17 protein-coding genes, 1 tRNA gene and 1 pseudogene are annotated in these 15,166 nt (G+C 62.1%); 1 reads left to right on the top strand and 18 read right to left on the bottom strand.

Annotation, left to right across the window (positions count from 1 at the left end; translation table 11 throughout):
- Positions 1–135 (top strand): annotated as a pseudogene (locus AC5P99_RS11880) (IS3 family transposase); the annotation flags it as partial.
- A gap of 214 nt (positions 136–349) precedes the next feature.
- Here AC5P99_RS11880 and AC5P99_RS11875 read toward each other — a convergent pair.
- The 18 genes from AC5P99_RS11875 to AC5P99_RS11790 form a co-directional block, all read right to left on the bottom strand.
- Entirely contained in the window at positions 350–898 is a 549-nt protein-coding gene (locus tag AC5P99_RS11875; RefSeq protein ID WP_241889220.1) for a hypothetical protein, read from the bottom strand.
- Complete coding sequence (locus AC5P99_RS11870) at positions 895–1,938, bottom strand: hypothetical protein (protein ID WP_480984728.1); 1,044 nt, start codon at positions 1,936–1,938, stop codon at positions 895–897. The genes AC5P99_RS11875 and AC5P99_RS11870 overlap by 4 nt, the downstream gene beginning before the upstream one ends.
- A 68-nt stretch (positions 1,939–2,006) precedes the next feature.
- Entirely contained in the window at positions 2,007–2,321 is a 315-nt protein-coding gene (locus AC5P99_RS11865) for a hypothetical protein (protein ID WP_040234037.1), read from the bottom strand.
- The gene (locus AC5P99_RS11860) at positions 2,318–2,635 is read right to left on the bottom strand and encodes a hypothetical protein (RefSeq protein WP_197599486.1); all 318 of its coding nucleotides are present in this window, start codon (positions 2,633–2,635) and stop codon (positions 2,318–2,320) included. Before AC5P99_RS11860 ends, AC5P99_RS11865 begins: the two co-directional genes overlap by 4 nt.
- Before the next feature lie 223 nt (positions 2,636–2,858).
- On the bottom strand, positions 2,859–3,338 hold the full coding sequence (locus AC5P99_RS11855; protein ID WP_114618573.1) for an outer membrane lipoprotein: 480 nt from the start codon (positions 3,336–3,338) through the stop codon (positions 2,859–2,861).
- Positions 3,339–3,445: 107 nt separating this feature from the next.
- A complete protein-coding gene (locus AC5P99_RS11850; RefSeq protein WP_114618572.1) occupies positions 3,446–5,200 on the bottom strand; it encodes an ankyrin repeat domain-containing protein in 1,755 nt (584 codons plus the stop codon).
- Positions 5,201–5,560: 360 nt separating this feature from the next.
- Positions 5,561–6,589, bottom strand: coding sequence for an ArdC family protein (locus AC5P99_RS11845; RefSeq protein WP_149500834.1), 1,029 nt, complete (start codon positions 6,587–6,589; stop codon positions 5,561–5,563).
- A gap of 67 nt (positions 6,590–6,656) precedes the next feature.
- Entirely contained in the window at positions 6,657–6,902 is a 246-nt protein-coding gene (locus AC5P99_RS11840) for a hypothetical protein (RefSeq protein WP_099595987.1), read from the bottom strand.
- 62 nt (positions 6,903–6,964) lie between these two features.
- Positions 6,965–8,614, bottom strand: a complete 1,650-nt coding sequence (locus AC5P99_RS11835; protein WP_480984727.1) for a DNA primase family protein — start codon at positions 8,612–8,614, stop codon at positions 6,965–6,967.
- 46 nt (positions 8,615–8,660) lie between these two features.
- Positions 8,661–8,831 (bottom strand): ribbon-helix-helix protein, CopG family, encoded by a 171-nt coding sequence (locus AC5P99_RS11830; protein ID WP_140222693.1) that lies wholly within the window; start codon positions 8,829–8,831, stop codon positions 8,661–8,663.
- Between the two features lie 498 nt (positions 8,832–9,329).
- Positions 9,330–9,992, bottom strand: a complete 663-nt coding sequence (locus AC5P99_RS11825; RefSeq protein ID WP_031421652.1) for an N-6 DNA methylase — start codon at positions 9,990–9,992, stop codon at positions 9,330–9,332.
- Entirely contained in the window at positions 9,985–10,773 is a 789-nt protein-coding gene (locus AC5P99_RS11820) for a DNA methyltransferase family protein (RefSeq protein ID WP_242881240.1), read from the bottom strand. Before AC5P99_RS11820 ends, AC5P99_RS11825 begins: the two co-directional genes overlap by 8 nt.
- On the bottom strand, positions 10,766–11,455 hold the full coding sequence (locus AC5P99_RS11815) for a DNA N-6-adenine-methyltransferase (protein WP_447377079.1): 690 nt from the start codon (positions 11,453–11,455) through the stop codon (positions 10,766–10,768). Before AC5P99_RS11815 ends, AC5P99_RS11820 begins: the two co-directional genes overlap by 8 nt.
- Before the next feature lie 126 nt (positions 11,456–11,581).
- On the bottom strand, positions 11,582–11,830 hold the full coding sequence (locus AC5P99_RS11810; RefSeq protein ID WP_024957510.1) for a hypothetical protein: 249 nt from the start codon (positions 11,828–11,830) through the stop codon (positions 11,582–11,584).
- 210 nt (positions 11,831–12,040) lie between these two features.
- Positions 12,041–13,012 carry a hypothetical protein gene (locus tag AC5P99_RS11805; RefSeq protein WP_024957509.1) on the bottom strand — a complete coding sequence of 324 codons (972 nt, stop codon included), beginning with the start codon at positions 13,010–13,012 and terminating at the stop codon, positions 12,041–12,043.
- Between the two features lie 38 nt (positions 13,013–13,050).
- A complete protein-coding gene (locus AC5P99_RS11800; protein WP_130519109.1) occupies positions 13,051–13,830 on the bottom strand; it encodes a hypothetical protein in 780 nt (259 codons plus the stop codon).
- Between the two features lie 138 nt (positions 13,831–13,968).
- Positions 13,969–14,044: transfer RNA gene (locus tag AC5P99_RS11795), tRNA-Thr, on the bottom strand.
- Positions 14,045–14,094: 50 nt separating this feature from the next.
- On the bottom strand, positions 14,095–15,099 hold the full coding sequence (locus AC5P99_RS11790; protein WP_012479515.1) for a 2-hydroxyacid dehydrogenase: 1,005 nt from the start codon (positions 15,097–15,099) through the stop codon (positions 14,095–14,097).
- Positions 15,100–15,166 lie beyond the last annotated feature (67 nt).

The raw sequence follows: 15,166 nt of genomic DNA, 5'->3' as shown, positions 1-15,166 counted from the left end.
CCAACGCTCGATGCCGCGAGGGCGGATGTGTTCGAATACATCGAGCGGTTCCACAACCCGAGGATGCGACGAAGGGTCGCCAGGCAAGACCAGAAGTTCTCAGCCCTTTTACAACCGTCCGTGATTTCGGGGTAGAACCCATCGAAAGACTCGATGGCCAAGGCTGATAGGGCTTCTTCGATCTCTACGGCGTTCATTCGCGCTTCTGTTGGTGTCGCCACGGGGTGGCGCAGATTGCAGGGGAAGCGGGAGCGCTGCCTCTGGATTGATATTATCGGCCAGCGATAGCCGAGTGGGCCAGTGCCTCACACTCGGAGAGCATCCCCTCAGCCGCTGACTTGGCGGCGTCCTACTTGCTCCTAAGCTTTCGGGCCGTAACGGAGTTAGAACAGGCACTAGCGGCGCGGTTTCGGTCCAGTCGAGCATGCAGGTCGGCCTGGCGGCAGAAGCGGTAGACCGCCGAACTGCTCACCCCAAGCTCCCGCGCTAACTGAGCCCGGCTGACCTCCTTTAAGCGAGCCCGAACCTGGTCCAGGCCCAGCCCCTGCAAGCTGCGCTGCTCCGGCCCTTTCAGGACACGCCCCAAGCGAAGGGCTCGGCGGTCCAGGCCGATGGTGGCCGGCGACAAGCCCAAGCGCTGGGCCACCTCGGCCGAGGTCAGCCCGGCTCGGACCAGCCGCTGCACCTGCTGGCGACGCTCAGCGAGCTCGCGGGCTTGGCGGTCCCGGAACGCCTGCCGTCCGGAGCCGGCCAGGCGGTGCCGCCGGACAAAGCGGTTCACGGCTTGGTGGGTGACGCCCAGGCGTTGGGCCAGGGCGCGCTGGCTCACCCCTTCGTCCAGCCAGGATTGAACCTGGGCCGGGGAGCGGCCGCCGAGGAAGCCTTTGCGTGGAATCATGATGGAGTGGCCTGACGACGTCGCCCATCGCGCGGCGCTTTGAGACCTGCTCTTTTCATGTAAACAGATATAGACGACGCGCTGACCCCAAGATGCAGAGCCACAGCGTTGGCCGTCTGGAATCGGGCGAGCAGGATCTCGACCTCTGCTCGACTCAAGCCCGAGAGGGTCATTTTCTCCGCCGGTTTACGCATGCCCGGAAGCTTCAGCGGTTTGCGGTCGGTCGATGGTGTAGTGGCCTGGCGGCATCGCCCGTCCCGTGGCGCTTTGAGGCCGGCTCTCTTCATGTAAGAGGACACATGCGCCCCACTGGTTCCGAGATGCAAAGCCACTGCCTTGATGGTCTGGAATCGAGCAAGAAGGGCCTCTATCTCTGCTCGACTCAAGCCCAAGAGGGTCATTTTCTCTGCCGGCAGACGCACACGCGGCAGCTTCAGCGCTTGGCGGTCGGCCGTTATGCATGCGTATGGCACGGCCAACTGTTGCGCCATTTCAGACACCGATAGGCCGGCCTCGCTCAACCGGCGCACCTCTTTGCGCCGAGCCAGAACAACCGCCTTCTTTCCGTTTTGCGGCATGTCCAGTTCGTATTTCTTGCAAAACAGGCTAACCGCTTGCTGCGTGACGCCGATCCGAGCCGCCACACGGGTGCGGGTGCCCAGTTCGTGGAGCAGGCTCAGCACTTCCTCAACCGAGTGCCCTGCAATGCTCCTCGGTTGTCGTTGGCAGACCGGCAACCGCAGTCCAAGGGCTTGAGCATCTTTCTGCACGGTGTAAACAGCCACCCCGAGGAACCTTGCGATGTCCTTTCGTGCCATGCCGGCCTGAATGCAGGCGCGGACCGCATAGCGGCGTTGGCTCACATAAGCCCGGTAGCGCTCCGAGGGCATGGCATCCGCAGGATCCACACGCTGAGCGTGCTCGATTTGCTCCGCTTCGCCGTGTGCGTTGCGGTGCGCGGCCAGGGCGTCGTCCACGTCCTTGCTTAAAGGCGTGTTGCACTGGGCAGCGTCGTAGATGGCTTGGATCTCCGCAGGCATGGGGAGCAGCTCGATGCCGTCAGGCCCGGGAAGAACGTCTGGGGCAAACAAGGTGGACGGCTCGCGTGTCATCGGCCCACCCAGTAGCCCAGCCCCGCGCTAAGCAAGGTGGCCGCGTATAGAGCGGCGTCCTCAGCGCTGGAAATGTTGAGGGCCATGATTACCGCCCCGAATGCGAGCGTGAGGACGCAACCCGCGAAGATCCCACCAAAAATCGCTAACTCCAGGTAGAGCCAAGCGCCGCGCCTCCCAGCCCAGAAAAGGGCCAGCGATTGCTTTACAGTCGGGTAAGTCAACGCGGCCATAGAAGAGAGAAACGCCGCCGAGCAAAGAAACACGGCAAGGACCAGCACGGAAAGGACCAGCATCGTCAACGCACTCATTCGCGCGACCTTCCCTTGCGGCAAACAAGCGCCAGCAGGCAGAGCACCACGACCGTGCCGAGGACAAACAGGCCTCCCCCGGTGGCGACCTGGTGCCAGATGCTGAAGGTGGCTTGGGCCAAGAACGCGCTGATAACCACCATCCCAACCCCAAACAGTCCGCCATGGATCACGAAGCGGCCGTGCGTGCGAGCGTCTCGCTCACCGCCCCTCACCCGTTGCCATGCTGCCTTGGCGTCGCCAAAGCGCTTGAACGTCCAGAGCGGGACCAGGACCATGAGGCCAAGCAGGGTCAGCAGAAGAAATGCGCTCACCATAGGCGGCCTCCCGCGCGACTCTTCAGCGGGCGTGCCTGGAAGGTGAGAGGTTGGCCCCACTGGCTGGGCTTGAGATTCCATGCCATTGGCAGGTGATGCAGCTCGCGAGGTTGCGCAGGGGAGCAGTCCATGCCATCCAGGACTAGATGCCCGCATTGCTTGAAGTCTTCGACGGTCAATGAGGCAGCGGAGCGCTTACGAGGAAATGCGTTCCACTTCATCAGCGCTGCCCTTCAATCGGCACAACGCGGCTTTTGGAACCCCGGCCGGTCAAGAACACCTTGTCGCCGGCGCGGATCAGCAAGTCGTCTGCCTGGACGATGGCAATCACCTTGCCGCTCTCCAGGTCGCGGACATACACCTCCACGCCCTTGCGCTTGCGCTTGCTCAAGCCGTTCTGAACCGCCGTGCCGGCCACCCCGCCGATGGTCCCGGCCGCAATCCGGGAAGCGTTTCGATAGTTTTTGTTCACCTCTCGCACGGACGCATAACCCACGGCGGCGCCGATTGCGGAACCGGCGTTGAGGCGCTTGTCGGATTTGATGTCCACGCTGCGAACCATGAGCACCTCGCCCAGGCGGGCGTTCTGAACACTCAAGGTTTCACTGGTGCCGTAACGATGGGCGGAACCGTTGTCCGCAGCGGAGGCCGTCAGGGGGAGCAGGCCGACAAGGGCCAGAGAAAGAACCAAAACGCGCATGAGGCCTCCTTTTTTTGAATGGGTTGCACTACCCATAACAAAAGGTTTGGTTTGCGCAAGGGGATCTGGAAAAGAAAAGGCGGCCTTCGCCGCCCTTTCCCTTGGCCTTAGAAGCGCGCTCGCAAGCGAGGGACCTCCTGGGTTTGGCCATCCTGCCCATGGGCCTTCATGGCCGCACCGACCTGGCGTTGGGCGTCGGCCCCAAACCCGCCTTCCGGTGGCTTCCAAGCGTTGGCAGCGGGAAGAAGCTCGTCCAAGAGCTTGGATCGGTTGTGGGCTCGCAGCTCGTTCTCAGCGTTGTTCAAGAACGCCTTGGTCTCTCGGTTGCTCGCAAAATCGATGGGCTTCATACGAGGCTCGTTTCGAAAGCCGTTGACATGGTTGTCAAAGCCTTGCTCGCCGACGAGCTTACACCCCTTGTCCCAGTCCGCCCCTGCGAACACCAGTTCTCGGCAGAGTTCCGTTTTCCCCTGCTTCGCCGCTTCATGGAGGACGCTGTAGCCGGCATAGTTGTTGTAGGCCCAGCCCTCGTCTCCGTCGATGTTGAACGTTCGGTTCCGACTGACCAGTTCTTCGTTGGGATCCACCTGCTCCAGCAGACGTTTGGCGTCGCCGGCCTCAACGAGGGCCACAATGTTGAGCACGCGGTCTTGCTCCTCCTTCGTCTCCTCCGCCTTTTCCGCGGCCTGCTCTTCCGCTTCGGCATCCCAATACCGATCCTCGTGGTAGTAATCGCGGGTCGCATAAGGGGTTTCCCCCCTGTCGTTCTCTACGTGGTGCTGGGGAACGCCTCGCCCCACCCCATCGACCAACTCTTTCATGGCGCGCTCGTCCGCGGTGTGAGCAGGAATGTTTCCCTCCATGTCTTTTGCGTCAACCTGGGCGCCGGCCAACACCAACGCCTGCACCATCTCCCCCGTTTTGACGTAATGAAGCGGGGTTCGGCCCAGCGCATCGGTGTCCCTCACACTGCCGCCCTGCCCCAACGCAGCGACAAGCTCGCTGGGCGTTTCGGCCAGGAAAATCGGGTCGGTCGCCGCATCGACGCGCTCACGCGGCGAAAAATCGTCTCGGTGGTTCCGAGCGTTTTCTCGATAAAGCACCGGATCATGTTTGAGCGCTGGCTCGCCACTGGAGTTCAGCAGGGAGGGATCGGCCTTGGCATCCAGCAAGCGCAGCACAACGCCTAGATCGCTGGCCAGGTGGAGCGGGGTGTCTCCCCCGTCCGCCCGCAGATTCACGTCGGCGCCGGCATCGACAAGCATGTGGATGTCGCCGTCAAGCCCTCGCTTCGCAGCGACATGCAGAGCGGATTGCCCTTGGCTCAGGGCATTGACATCCGCTCCGGCCTTCGCCAACAACGCCAAACCTTCCGCAGTAGGTTTTTCGGACCAAGCGGGTTCCCTTTGGTAGGTGCTCAACAGGCGATCAAAAGGCGAACGCCCTTGTTTGTCCAACGCGTGAACATCCGCCCCAGCCGAGATGAGCAGCTCCATCTGCCACGGTTCCTGACATTCATGCAAGGCGGAATCGCCGCGCGAGTCGCGATACCCTTTCACATCGGCGCCGTCTTCGATGGCCTGCCTCACCTCGTCCTCGAAGCGACCCTTCGTCTTCAGACCAGCAAAGGCCAGAGTGCTCCCCAACCGATCCGTTGCCTCATCGTTGAAGGGCACACTTTGAGGGCCCTCAACGGGCGAAAGGGTTGCCGGCTCCGCTGAAGCCACTGGCCGCTGGCTTGAATCGTCCAAGCGCTCCCGGACCGGGGGTTCAGGCGGCTCAGAAGGAGCCACGCCTGGAAGTTCCGTGTCCTTTTGACGGATGAAGGGTCGAAGTAGATTTGAAAAGACGTTGCCAGCCATGGTTCCTCCGCTTGATGAGTGATACCCATGTCTTAACAAAGAAAGGGGGATGCGCAAGGGGCTGCAAAGAGAAAAGGGGTGGCTTTCGCCACCCCTCTCAATCCAGCGCAAGAAGCTCAAGAAAAAACATGGCGCCTAGTTAGTGATTTCTGAGGTCGGTTAACTAAGCATTCTTTCCACCCCGGCGACAGCAACCACCGGAAACCACCAAAACAGCAAGGATAACCACCCCACCACCCCCTAACTGCTCACCCGTCAAAAGTTATTAGTTAGAAGCAGGGGAATCGGACCACAGCCGGGACTTCCCCCGACACATTCATTTCTAACTCGAAACCTTAAAAGGTCAACCCCCCACCTGCGTTAAGCAACCTGGCGTTCCTTGCGTCGCGATGGAGACCTTCGGCCGGTTTCAGTCTTCCGCGCATCCTGACCGTGACCTGATTCATGCTCTCTGCGGATGACCGGCAACATGGGGTATTCGTATTCGGGAATGCCTAGGAAGCCAACGACCCGCTCCGCCTGGGCCGCGGCCCGGAACAGCGCCTTGCTGTCGTCCTTGAGCAGCTTTTCCCAGTGCTGAAGATAGGCCACGTGATTCTCGAAGTGGGCCTTTCCCGGTGAGACCCCAAGGCGGTCCTGGATCAGGACCGAGCTCAACTCCGCCACCAACTCCTCGCGCGCATAGCTCTCGCTGCCGAACTTGCCGGTCAGATCCCGCGCCAAACGCTGCTGGCTTCCGGTCCAATGGGAGAGCTCATGCATCAGGGTCGCCACAAAGGTCTGCTCATCTTCAAAGGCAGATCGCTTCGGGAGATGGATGCTATCGGTGAGTGGCATGTAGAACGCCCGGTTGCCGCCGTCGTGGTGGACCTTCGGTGCGTGCCTCTCCAGCAGCTCGCGCACCCGGATGTTGCGAATGCTCTCCGGCATGACCAGCGTGGGCGCGGGCGGCAGTCCGTCAATCTGCGCCGCGTTGAAGACGAAGCCCGGCCTTGGGATGGGGCGATTGGACTTCTGCTCGTCCTCCAAGCCCTCGCCTTCCTGCGGCTGGGGACTGTCGCCTCCCACCTTGGAGACCTTGGAGAAATCCCAAAAAATGATGGTGGTAGAACGTTCCCCTCTGCGGACCTGTCCACCCACCGACAACGCTTGCTTGTAAGTCATCCAGCGCGAATCGTCGTAGCCCTTATTGAGCCGCTCGGCCAACAACGAGATCGTGTTCATGCCGCGATAGCTGCGCCCAGTGGTCGGGTTCCAAGCACCGGCCAGGAGGCCTGGCGCCGCGTTGGGGTCGTTCCACCCTGCTCGCCAAGGAAGTTGGCCGTGTTCCCGCGAATAGTCGCGGATTTGCTGGGTGCGCTCGTCGGTGTGCTTGCTGTAGTTGAACATGCTGGGTTGCCTCAAATATTTTTCAACCTCCTGCGCCTCCAAGCGGGTGGTTGTGGGTGGGGTCGGGTCAGAACTCGATATGAAGGGTCAGACTCTTGCGGTGATACAACGCTCGCCGCACCAGCTCGGCGATTTCGTCCTCGCTGCGCAATCCCTGGTCGCCGTCTTTTCCCAGACGGACATGGAGACCAAACCCGCTCTGCACGAGCAAGTATTGCGGGTCCGCTTCCGGCGTCTCTGGACTCTCCAGATCGGCCGGGCCGATGGCCGATTCGGGGAACGCGTCGTCGGGGATGTGGTTGGGGGATGGCATGGGGGCTCCGTTTTGGTTTGGATACCCCTTTGCAATAGCGCAACGTCGCCGGTTGTAAAGGCCTACGCGGCTTCAGCCATCGGTGCGCCCGACAGGAGGTCGATGGCTTCCATGGCCTCTTTGCTCAGAGGGTCACCCAACGGAACCTCCTCGTCCGGGATGGCCTGGGGAGCCCCGCCCTCCAGGCGCGGCTTCAATCCCCCCACGCGCAGGTTGACCCAGCGCTCGGCCTTCGAGCCCTTCGTCGCCTTCTTTTGCTTCTGCTGGAGCCCCGGCATCCGTTCGCGCACGCGCTTCCAAAGCTCTTCTGCGCCCACCGGCTTGCGCCCCAGCTCTTCCAGCACGTAATCGCGGTAGTCGGCATAGATGTCGTTCTTGTCGGTCCACGTGCCTTCTTCTTCGATGACCATGCGCTCGGCGAAATAAGATGCCGTGGTGTCCGTCTCTTGCCGGGTCTGCTCGGCCAGCGCTTTGACGGCCTCGGGCATTTCCTCGGGCAGGCCGCCACGCTCAATGAGGCGCATGGCCCCCTCCAGCAGCCAGTCGATGATCACGGCCATTTCCGCCGGGTCCTCGGTCAGCTTCTTGTGGAAGTCCGGATCGCGGTCCTTGTCGTTCTCGGCCAGGCGCACATTGAACGGGATCATGCAAATCTTTCGCCAGAAGCCGTGTTCGTGACTCGTCACCGAGAACATGGCGTTCAGTGCCAGGAAGAGCGTGCCGCGCGGCACCGTGGTGTAGGCATCTTTGCCCTTGTTCTCCGCTGACATGGGATCGCGCGAGATAAGCGCCTTCAAGACCTGCTGGATGGGATCGGAGAGGACCTTGGGCGCCTCTGTCGCCAGATAAAGAGTCTTGGAAGCGAGAGGTGCCATGGCGAACTGCCCATCCAGCTTGTCGATGCGGACCGCAGTGTTCTTGGGGTGGATGGCTCGCAGGACGTGAAGCAAGGTGCTCTTGCCGTTGCTGCCGCTTCCCAGCAACAGGAAGGCTTTTTCCAGGCACATCGGCATGACCGACGACGCCATGGCTTCTTGAAGCAACCCTCGCACGGCCATGTCAGGCATGAAGCGATCCAGATATTTGGCCCACCGCGACTTGGGGTCCAACGGCTTGGGGGTGTAGCGGCCGGACCTCACCTGGTCGAGGTTGAGCTTCGCTGGGACCAAGGAAGTGATCCCGTGTTTGGGGTCGGCCGGCAGGTATTCGATGTAGGCCTTCTTGTTGGCGTCCTTGAGGATCTCCAGGTAACCGCCCTTCAGCGGCACGATGGCCCGATGCTGGCTTTCAGGCAACTTCATGCCTGGCAAGCGGATCATTTCGAGAATGGCCGTCTTGACGCAGCTGGTCGCGCTGCTCTGCTTGGCGTCCTCCGGGGCGTGCTTGCGCATCCAGTCCAACGCGTGGGCTTCTACTTCCCGGGTGGCTTGCAGGGCCCAGATGCCTTCGGACTCATCCCACTGATACAGCGAAAAATCGATCTCGCCGTTGTCCATCTTGCCGCCAATGCGGAAACAGTTGGCGCGGCGCATATCGTCGGCATAAGCCAGCTCAAACGAGAGGTCTTCCCCAATAACGCCCAGGTCATCCGTGGCGTCGTTGGGATTGACATCGGCCCCAAAGGCCTTGCCCTTTTTCTTAGGAGCCTGATCAACGGCGTCGCCATTGGCCTCCCCGCCCTTGACAGGGCCAGTCTTCGACTTACTCTTCATGTTGTAATCCCTAGTAGTAAACGCCCCGGTTCGCACCCGGGGTTTTTTATGCCGCTTGACTGGGGCGATGCACCCACTCTTGAAGCGCCTGACGCATGGCCTCGGAAGGGGTTTGCCCACGGGCCACCGCCGTCTCCTCCACCAACGCCTTAAAACTTTTGCTGACCCGGGCCTTCAACAACTCATCCCGTGCGGTCTTTTCGCGTTTCGTCTTCACTGCCTGCTCCGTTTCTTGATTTGTGGTCCTGTTGTGGCCACAAATCCATCTAAGCAGGCTTTACGGAACTGGCAAGGGCTCGCGCCAACGGATGTTCGTTTCTGCTTTCGATGCTCCAGAAACACTTGAAAGTGTGAAATACCTCAAGCATCAGCCTGGGAGGTAGCAAGTGCTTGTTACCCACTTGTTACCCTTCAAACCCTTATGTTTACTGGGGGTAACAGGTGGTAACAAGGTAACAAGTGGTTTAAGAGATCCACGCAAGAAAAATCCACTCACCGCTCACAACATCCATGCATACATCCATCGGGAGCTCGCGATCCACCCGTTACCCTGTTACCCCTTGTTACCTCCTTATGGGACAAGGCTTTCACGGGTAACAAGGGGGTAACAGGTGCTTGTTACTGTTAGGAAAAACAAGAGCAAAAGCGGCTTGAAGCAAGAGCCGGCGGCTGCTCGCCGCCGAGTCTTGAAGAGGGAAAGGCGGGCCTCCGGCCTCTACTCGTAGAGGTGGAAGTGGGACCAAAACCCGGGGCGCCTGGGACCGATCAGTTCGTTCCCCACCGTGACTTTGACCGCCCCAAGCGGCAAGAAATGAAACGTTTGATTCGCGTGGATCTGCAAAGCCGTCATCGCTGCGCACAACGGATCGATGTCCCCCGCCAGCACCAGGATTTTTTCGCTTGGAAGGTGTTTCAGTTGACTCCTGATCGCGGCAAGGGCAAGCGAACCCGCGCCGCAACAGCTGTCGTAGACCTTGGCTCCGCTCCCACCAGGCCGATGCCTGGTGGCAAGGGCTTGAACCAGATCGAGAAGATCGCCGGGAGTGAAAGACTGACCCAGCCCTTCTCCACCCTTCCTGGCCAGCAGCTCGGCATGGACCCGTCCCAGGACATCGTCAAACGGCCTGCTTGCGAAGACCGCTTTGATGTAAGCGTTGATGGCTGCTACCACTTCAGGCGCTTCTTCGACATTTTTTTTCAAGGGTCCAAAAGCAAGGACTTTGGTGTCGAGGTGACCCTTGGTGTCTGCGTGGATATGTGCCATTGACATCAGTGCGTGCTGAACGAACGTTTCGAATGCAACCCGCGGATTCCACGGCTTGCCAGGAGTGGAAGGAATGGCGCGGATGGCCTTCACAAGCGCAGTGACCTCATTCATTGTTGGCCGCCCCCATGTGAGCGCCCGTCACCCGGTTGGCCTTCTCGAGCCGGATCTCCTCATCCATGGCGATGAACCGATCTCGCGTGAGAGACCAAAACACCACCCGCGTTTCCAGGTATTGAGTGATGATGTCTTTGCACTCGACCACCACGCGCCCGATGGGCATCCGCCAGATCAACTGGTTTGACAGCAACTGAAGTGCGGTCATCGCAGCACACAACGGATCGCGGTCGTTCGCTTTCACGGTAAGCCCCCGAAGGGCCTTCGAATCCTTCCCGGCCAGTTCGTGAAGCTTCACAAGCAACAGCGTGCCGGCTCCGCAGGTGGGGTCACCCATGGGCCACTCGTCTTTTTGAGGCGCTTGAGCAAAGGCGTTCATCGCCCTCGCCAAGCCCCAAGGGGTGAAATGTTGAGCGTCGTTCTTTTTCCCTGACCACACCAACTCATTAAACAATCGGCCCAGGATGCATTCGAACGGCTCGAAGGTTTCCACTGCGCCGCCGTAGGCCTGGCCCGCTTCGTGGCACCAATCCTCGCTTCCTTGCACGTCAGTCCCAAGCAGCGTCAAGTCACACCAGGCGACCAAGGGCCCAAATCCCCGGGTGAACAACTCCTCGGCCTGATTGATCACGCAAATCTTCAGCGCAAACGCGGTGAACTTGCGCATCTTTTCCCGGGGCGAATCCCCGGGGATGGCTTGGATGGCCTTCAGCAACCGCCTATAAGCCTCATTGCGGGGATCGGTCGGCTTTGCCTTCTTCGAAGTGCCCTTACTCATCGTTGGCCGCCCCCACGTCAGCGCCCACCCCAGAACTCACCCGGGCAAAGTCCAGCTCCAGGAAACATCCGCGGATCTGCCCCTCCCTGACCGCCCGCTTCAAGCGACGGGCGCCCTCCTCGCCGTAGGCAATCCACGCAGGGCCAGCAGGGGGCGCGTCACCTACGTCTCCGTTGGCCCGGTGGAACTTCAAGCGGCCCTCCTGGAAGACCACCGCGCTGACATCGGGGTGGTTCAGCACGAAACTTTGGAACCAGCGGGTCTCGGTTCGCGCAAACACCAGGGCGATGCCGCCCCCCGGGTGGTTGGCCATCTTCTCCATCCAGGCCTCTTGCCCCCGGCCGAACGGCGGGTTCATGAAAACGAAGGCATCCGCCGGCCATTCCGACGCCAGGCCGTCATCGCTGGGCTTGAGCATCCGAGCCGCGGTGGGCCACGGCATCCCGTTCTCGGGCGTTGCCGGATCCAGGTCGAAGGGCCCCAGGCCAGTGTAGCCTTCCTTCGGGCTGCCCCAAATGAGCTCCGGCGGGGTGAGCCAGGTGTCCGTGCTTTGCGCTGCGGGCAGGCGGTCGTAACCGACCATGGCGGACGCGAGCTTGGTGGCGCGAGGGGCCGAGGTGTTCTTGCGCTGCTTCGGCAGGGACAGCGCGCTGGGGTCGAAGGGGTGAGCAACAGCGTTCATGGGAGATCTCCAGGGTTGAGGGGTTTTTGGGCAAAGCTCCGCCAGCACGGCTGGTCTGCCGCGTTTCGCGAAAAGGGTTGAGGGGTTGGGCCAGACCTGGCCCCGGGCTACCGCTGCGCTGCTGGCTTAGCCGTTGGCGGCGTCTTGGACGTCGAGGAAGGCGTCCAGCGTTGCCAGCTGCAGGGTGAGCACCTGGCCGGAGGGCACGCCCCGCAGGTCGCGGTTGGGCACGTTGACCGACGTGCTGGTGTCGGCGGCAAGCACGCCCAACGCGTGGGGCAGAACGTCGGCCAGGGCGTCCGCGAGGGCCTGCGAGGTCACGTTAGAGAACTGGTTCAAGAGCGAGGGGTCGAGCGAGAGGATGAGCGGTTGCATGACTGTCTCCGTGCTGGTGTGGCTCCATTTTCCAGTCACGATCCGCGCGCTTCGATGCCCTAAGAGGGCCTCCCCTCTTGGACCTGAATCCTCATTCATCCAGCCACGCTGGGGCGGCGGCGGAAGCCGCTGCCTCCCCGCTTTTATCTCTCCACGACCGAGCCGGCGGGCAGCCGGCGAGACAGGGGCGTTGCGCCCCTGAAGGGCCGTCTAAAAGGGCGTTCCCTTTCTGCTCGGGGCAGGGGCCGGAAGCGAGACGTCCAGCAGTTCCGCCCTTGCTTCGTTACGAGCCGTGAGCGCCATCTTCGCGTCCTTCATTCGCTCTGCTTCGCGCGCTTTCAGCACCATGGCTGGCGCGGCCTGCGGGTCCTCTTCGGCATCGAATGCAGCCCGGGCTTCCGATGCGTCTTTGATGGCCAGGGATTCCTCCCACGCCATGAAGTCGGAAACGGCACCCAGCCAGTCCTTGTGGCATTGGAGCAACGCGCCTTTCAGTGCGGGCTGTGCCCAAGGCATGCCGAACGCTTCGGCCAGTCCGCACTTCTCGACCTCGAGTTTGAAGTAGTTGTGTTGATCAACCTCAGCGATGCTCTTGCCTCGGAAGAACATCCGAATGTGATCCTTCGCGCCCAAGGTTTGACCAGGTCTTACCGACGCCACCACCCGCTCGCCTCGCTCATCGACCCCAATCGTGAGCAGGAGGTCGCCATTGAGCTGCTCTCGAAACGTCGCCAAGCCTTCCGGCAACGTTCGCGTGGCCCCCAAGAGATGGCCTGGCTCCCTCGCGTCCCGCCATGGGCGCCCTGCCGGACGCGTTTTCTCGTCCTCGAGGGCGTCGAGAAGGTCCACCAACGATATGGCTGCGTGGGTGCGTGCCTGCCCCGGCTTGTCCACCACCACGCCCACCTTGCGAGCCCACGCGTTGAAGGCTTCGTAAGTCATGTTCAGCAGGCCCGCGGCCTCGGCTGCGGTCCATGTGTCCATCCACACCGCCTCCCGCTTGCCAGCCCCCAGTTCCTGGCGTTGCTTCTTCTCATCGGCCAGCTCTTTGTCCAGAGCGCGCAGCAACTTTCCCCAGGTTACCCCCCACCCGCCCGCGAACGTGTCATCCACGTGCCCGTAGCGGTCAGCATAGCGACGGATCAGCGCCGCTTCGGTCTTTGCTTTCGAATCAAACGACATACGGGGCAACCACTAGGATCGGTGGGGACTGTAGATGCTTAGAAGCGGAACGGCGTGCGAGTGATTGGGTCCGCCGCGGGCGGCAGACCGTCGTCCAAGCCTTGAGCACGGGCTTGGTTGCGGACCTCCCTCCACGCCGCCTGGAACGCGGACTGAGCCGCCTCCATCGCGTCATCGAATGGCTCGCGCGCCGCAACGCTGGTCCAAGGCTCCAGCAGCGCCTCGGCCAGGGGGGCCTCCCAGATTTCGCCCTCTGCCAGGGCCCTGTCGCGCTCCTCGATGGGCAGCAGTTGCACATGGCCCACCAAACGCCCGTTCTGCCGCACCCAGGGCTGAAGCTCGGCGAAGCAGTCGGCGGGCGTTGCGGTCAGCGCAGGGCGCGGCAAGGGCTGCCCCAGCACGGCCAGCACCTCGCCCCAAAACTCCGCTGCATCGAAGGTGGCCAACGCAAAAGCCAGGGACGTCATGTCGGCCAGTGCCATGTGCTTGGCCCGGTCAGGAACCCGCCCCCCCTTGCGCGGCACGATGGGGTTGGCACGGGTGACCGTGTGCCGGGCTGGGTGGGCCTTTGGGGTGGCCTGCCCGGCCGCGTCGGTGTCTGTGAGCCCGTCGAGCGCCTCGGCGAGCGCGGTCACCGGCACCAGCCAACTACCGCCCAGTTTGCGCAGGCCGGGAACGATGACGCCGGCCGCCAGTTGCTCGCGGGTTTGCTCGTAGCCGCCGGCCCCCGTTCGGTTGAGCACGCGCGCCACGTCTTCGACCGACAAGAGCGGCTTGTCGGGGAACATGGTGCGCAAGATGTGCAGCATTCCGTTCATGGGCTGGGGAAAAAGTGGGGAAAAACGATCCCTGGAAATCCCTGTTTTTCCCGGGGTGGACTGGGGGTGGCAAGAAAAAGGGGCTGGACGGATACCCGGCCAACCCCTTGATTTTACTGCTTTTTGCAACCTTGAAACTGGTGCCGGAAATAGGAATCGAACCTACGACCTACGCATTACGAATGCGCCGCTCTACCAACTGAGCTATTCCGGCGGAGCCCGCGATTTTACGGGCTGGGCGGCCCGGCGGTCAATCCACCCGGCTCAGTCCGCCTCTACCCGGTTGGCACACACCCGCCCAGCCGCGAAATCCTGCAGGTTCCCCAGCGTGATCGCCGAGATCTCCTGCAGCGCCTCCACGGTGAAGAAGCCCTGGTGGCCGGTCACCAGCACGTTGGGGAAGGTCATCAGGCGCTGGAAGGCCTCGTCGTCGATGATCTCGCCGGACAGGTCCTGGAAGAACAGCGCGCTTTCCTGCTCGTACACGTCGATGGCCAGGTGGCCGAGCCGGCGCGACTTCAGCCCGCGGATCACTGCATGGGTATCCACCAATCCGCCGCGCGAGGTGTTGACCAGCATCGCGCCCGGCTTCATCCGCGCCAGCGAGGCGTCATTGATCAGGTGCTGGGTATCGGGCGTCAGCGGGCAGTGCAGCGAGACGATGTCAGCGCGCGCCAGCAGTTCATCCAGCGCCACCATCTCGCCGATACCTGCGAAGGCCGGCGACGGGTACGGGTCGTGCCCCAGCACCGTGCAGCCCATACCCTTGAAGATGCGCGCGGTGGCCAGGCCGATCTTGCCGGTACCGACGATACCGACCGTGCGGCCATGCAGGGTCCGTCCAAGCAGGCCATCGAGCATGAAGTTGCCCTCGCGCACGCGGTTGTAGGCACGATGGGTCTGGCGGTTGAGGGTCATCACCAGCGCCAGTGCATGCTCGGCCACGGCTTCGGGCGAGTACGCCGGCACCCGCGCGACGAACAGGTCCAGCGCTTTTGCAGCGGCCAGGTCCACATTGTTGAAGCCCGCACAGCGCAGCAGCACGGCCCGCACACCCAACGCGTGCAGCGCGCGCAGCACCTGCGCATCCAGCCGATCGTTGACGAACACGCAGACCGCGGCGCAGTCCTGTGCCAGCGCTGCGGTATGCACATCCAGCGCGGCATCGAAGTAGACGAACGTGTAACCCTGCCCCGCCGCCTCACGCAGGTTGGCTTCGTCCAGGAAGCGACGGTCGTAGGGTCGGGCGCTGAAGACGGCGATCTGCATGGAAGAACCTGGATGGAATGCCATGCCGACCATACCGCAGCCACGCGTCCGTGGGGATGGCACCGGC

The sequence above is a fragment of the Stenotrophomonas sp. YJH_SMC_80 genome (assembly GCF_059372495.1).
This window is presented reverse-complemented; position numbering and strand designations above follow the sequence as displayed.

Coding starts and splice junctions, on each gene's coding strand:
- AC5P99_RS11850 (WP_114618572.1), bottom strand. CDS start 5,200: ATGGCTGGCAACGTCTTTTCAAATCTACTTCGACCCTTCATCCGTCAA.
- AC5P99_RS11845 (WP_149500834.1), bottom strand. CDS start 6,589: ATGTTCAACTACAGCAAGCACACCGACGAGCGCACCCAGCAAATCCGC.
- AC5P99_RS11875 (WP_241889220.1), bottom strand. CDS start 898: ATGATTCCACGCAAAGGCTTCCTCGGCGGCCGCTCCCCGGCCCAGGTT.
- AC5P99_RS11870 (WP_480984728.1), bottom strand. CDS start 1,938: ATGCCTGCGGAGATCCAAGCCATCTACGACGCTGCCCAGTGCAACACG.
- AC5P99_RS11855 (WP_114618573.1), bottom strand. CDS start 3,338: ATGCGCGTTTTGGTTCTTTCTCTGGCCCTTGTCGGCCTGCTCCCCCTG.
- AC5P99_RS11825 (WP_031421652.1), bottom strand. CDS start 9,992: ATGAATGAGGTCACTGCGCTTGTGAAGGCCATCCGCGCCATTCCTTCC.
- AC5P99_RS11865 (WP_040234037.1), bottom strand. CDS start 2,321: ATGAGTGCGTTGACGATGCTGGTCCTTTCCGTGCTGGTCCTTGCCGTG.
- AC5P99_RS11790 (WP_012479515.1), bottom strand. CDS start 15,099: ATGCAGATCGCCGTCTTCAGCGCCCGACCCTACGACCGTCGCTTCCTG.
- AC5P99_RS11840 (WP_099595987.1), bottom strand. CDS start 6,902: ATGCCATCCCCCAACCACATCCCCGACGACGCGTTCCCCGAATCGGCC.
- AC5P99_RS11835 (WP_480984727.1), bottom strand. CDS start 8,614: ATGAAGAGTAAGTCGAAGACTGGCCCTGTCAAGGGCGGGGAGGCCAAT.
- AC5P99_RS11800 (WP_130519109.1), bottom strand. CDS start 13,830: ATGAACGGAATGCTGCACATCTTGCGCACCATGTTCCCCGACAAGCCG.
- AC5P99_RS11810 (WP_024957510.1), bottom strand. CDS start 11,830: ATGCAACCGCTCATCCTCTCGCTCGACCCCTCGCTCTTGAACCAGTTC.
- AC5P99_RS11805 (WP_024957509.1), bottom strand. CDS start 13,012: ATGTCGTTTGATTCGAAAGCAAAGACCGAAGCGGCGCTGATCCGTCGC.
- AC5P99_RS11820 (WP_242881240.1), bottom strand. CDS start 10,773: ATGAGTAAGGGCACTTCGAAGAAGGCAAAGCCGACCGATCCCCGCAAT.
- AC5P99_RS11815 (WP_447377079.1), bottom strand. CDS start 11,455: ATGAACGCTGTTGCTCACCCCTTCGACCCCAGCGCGCTGTCCCTGCCG.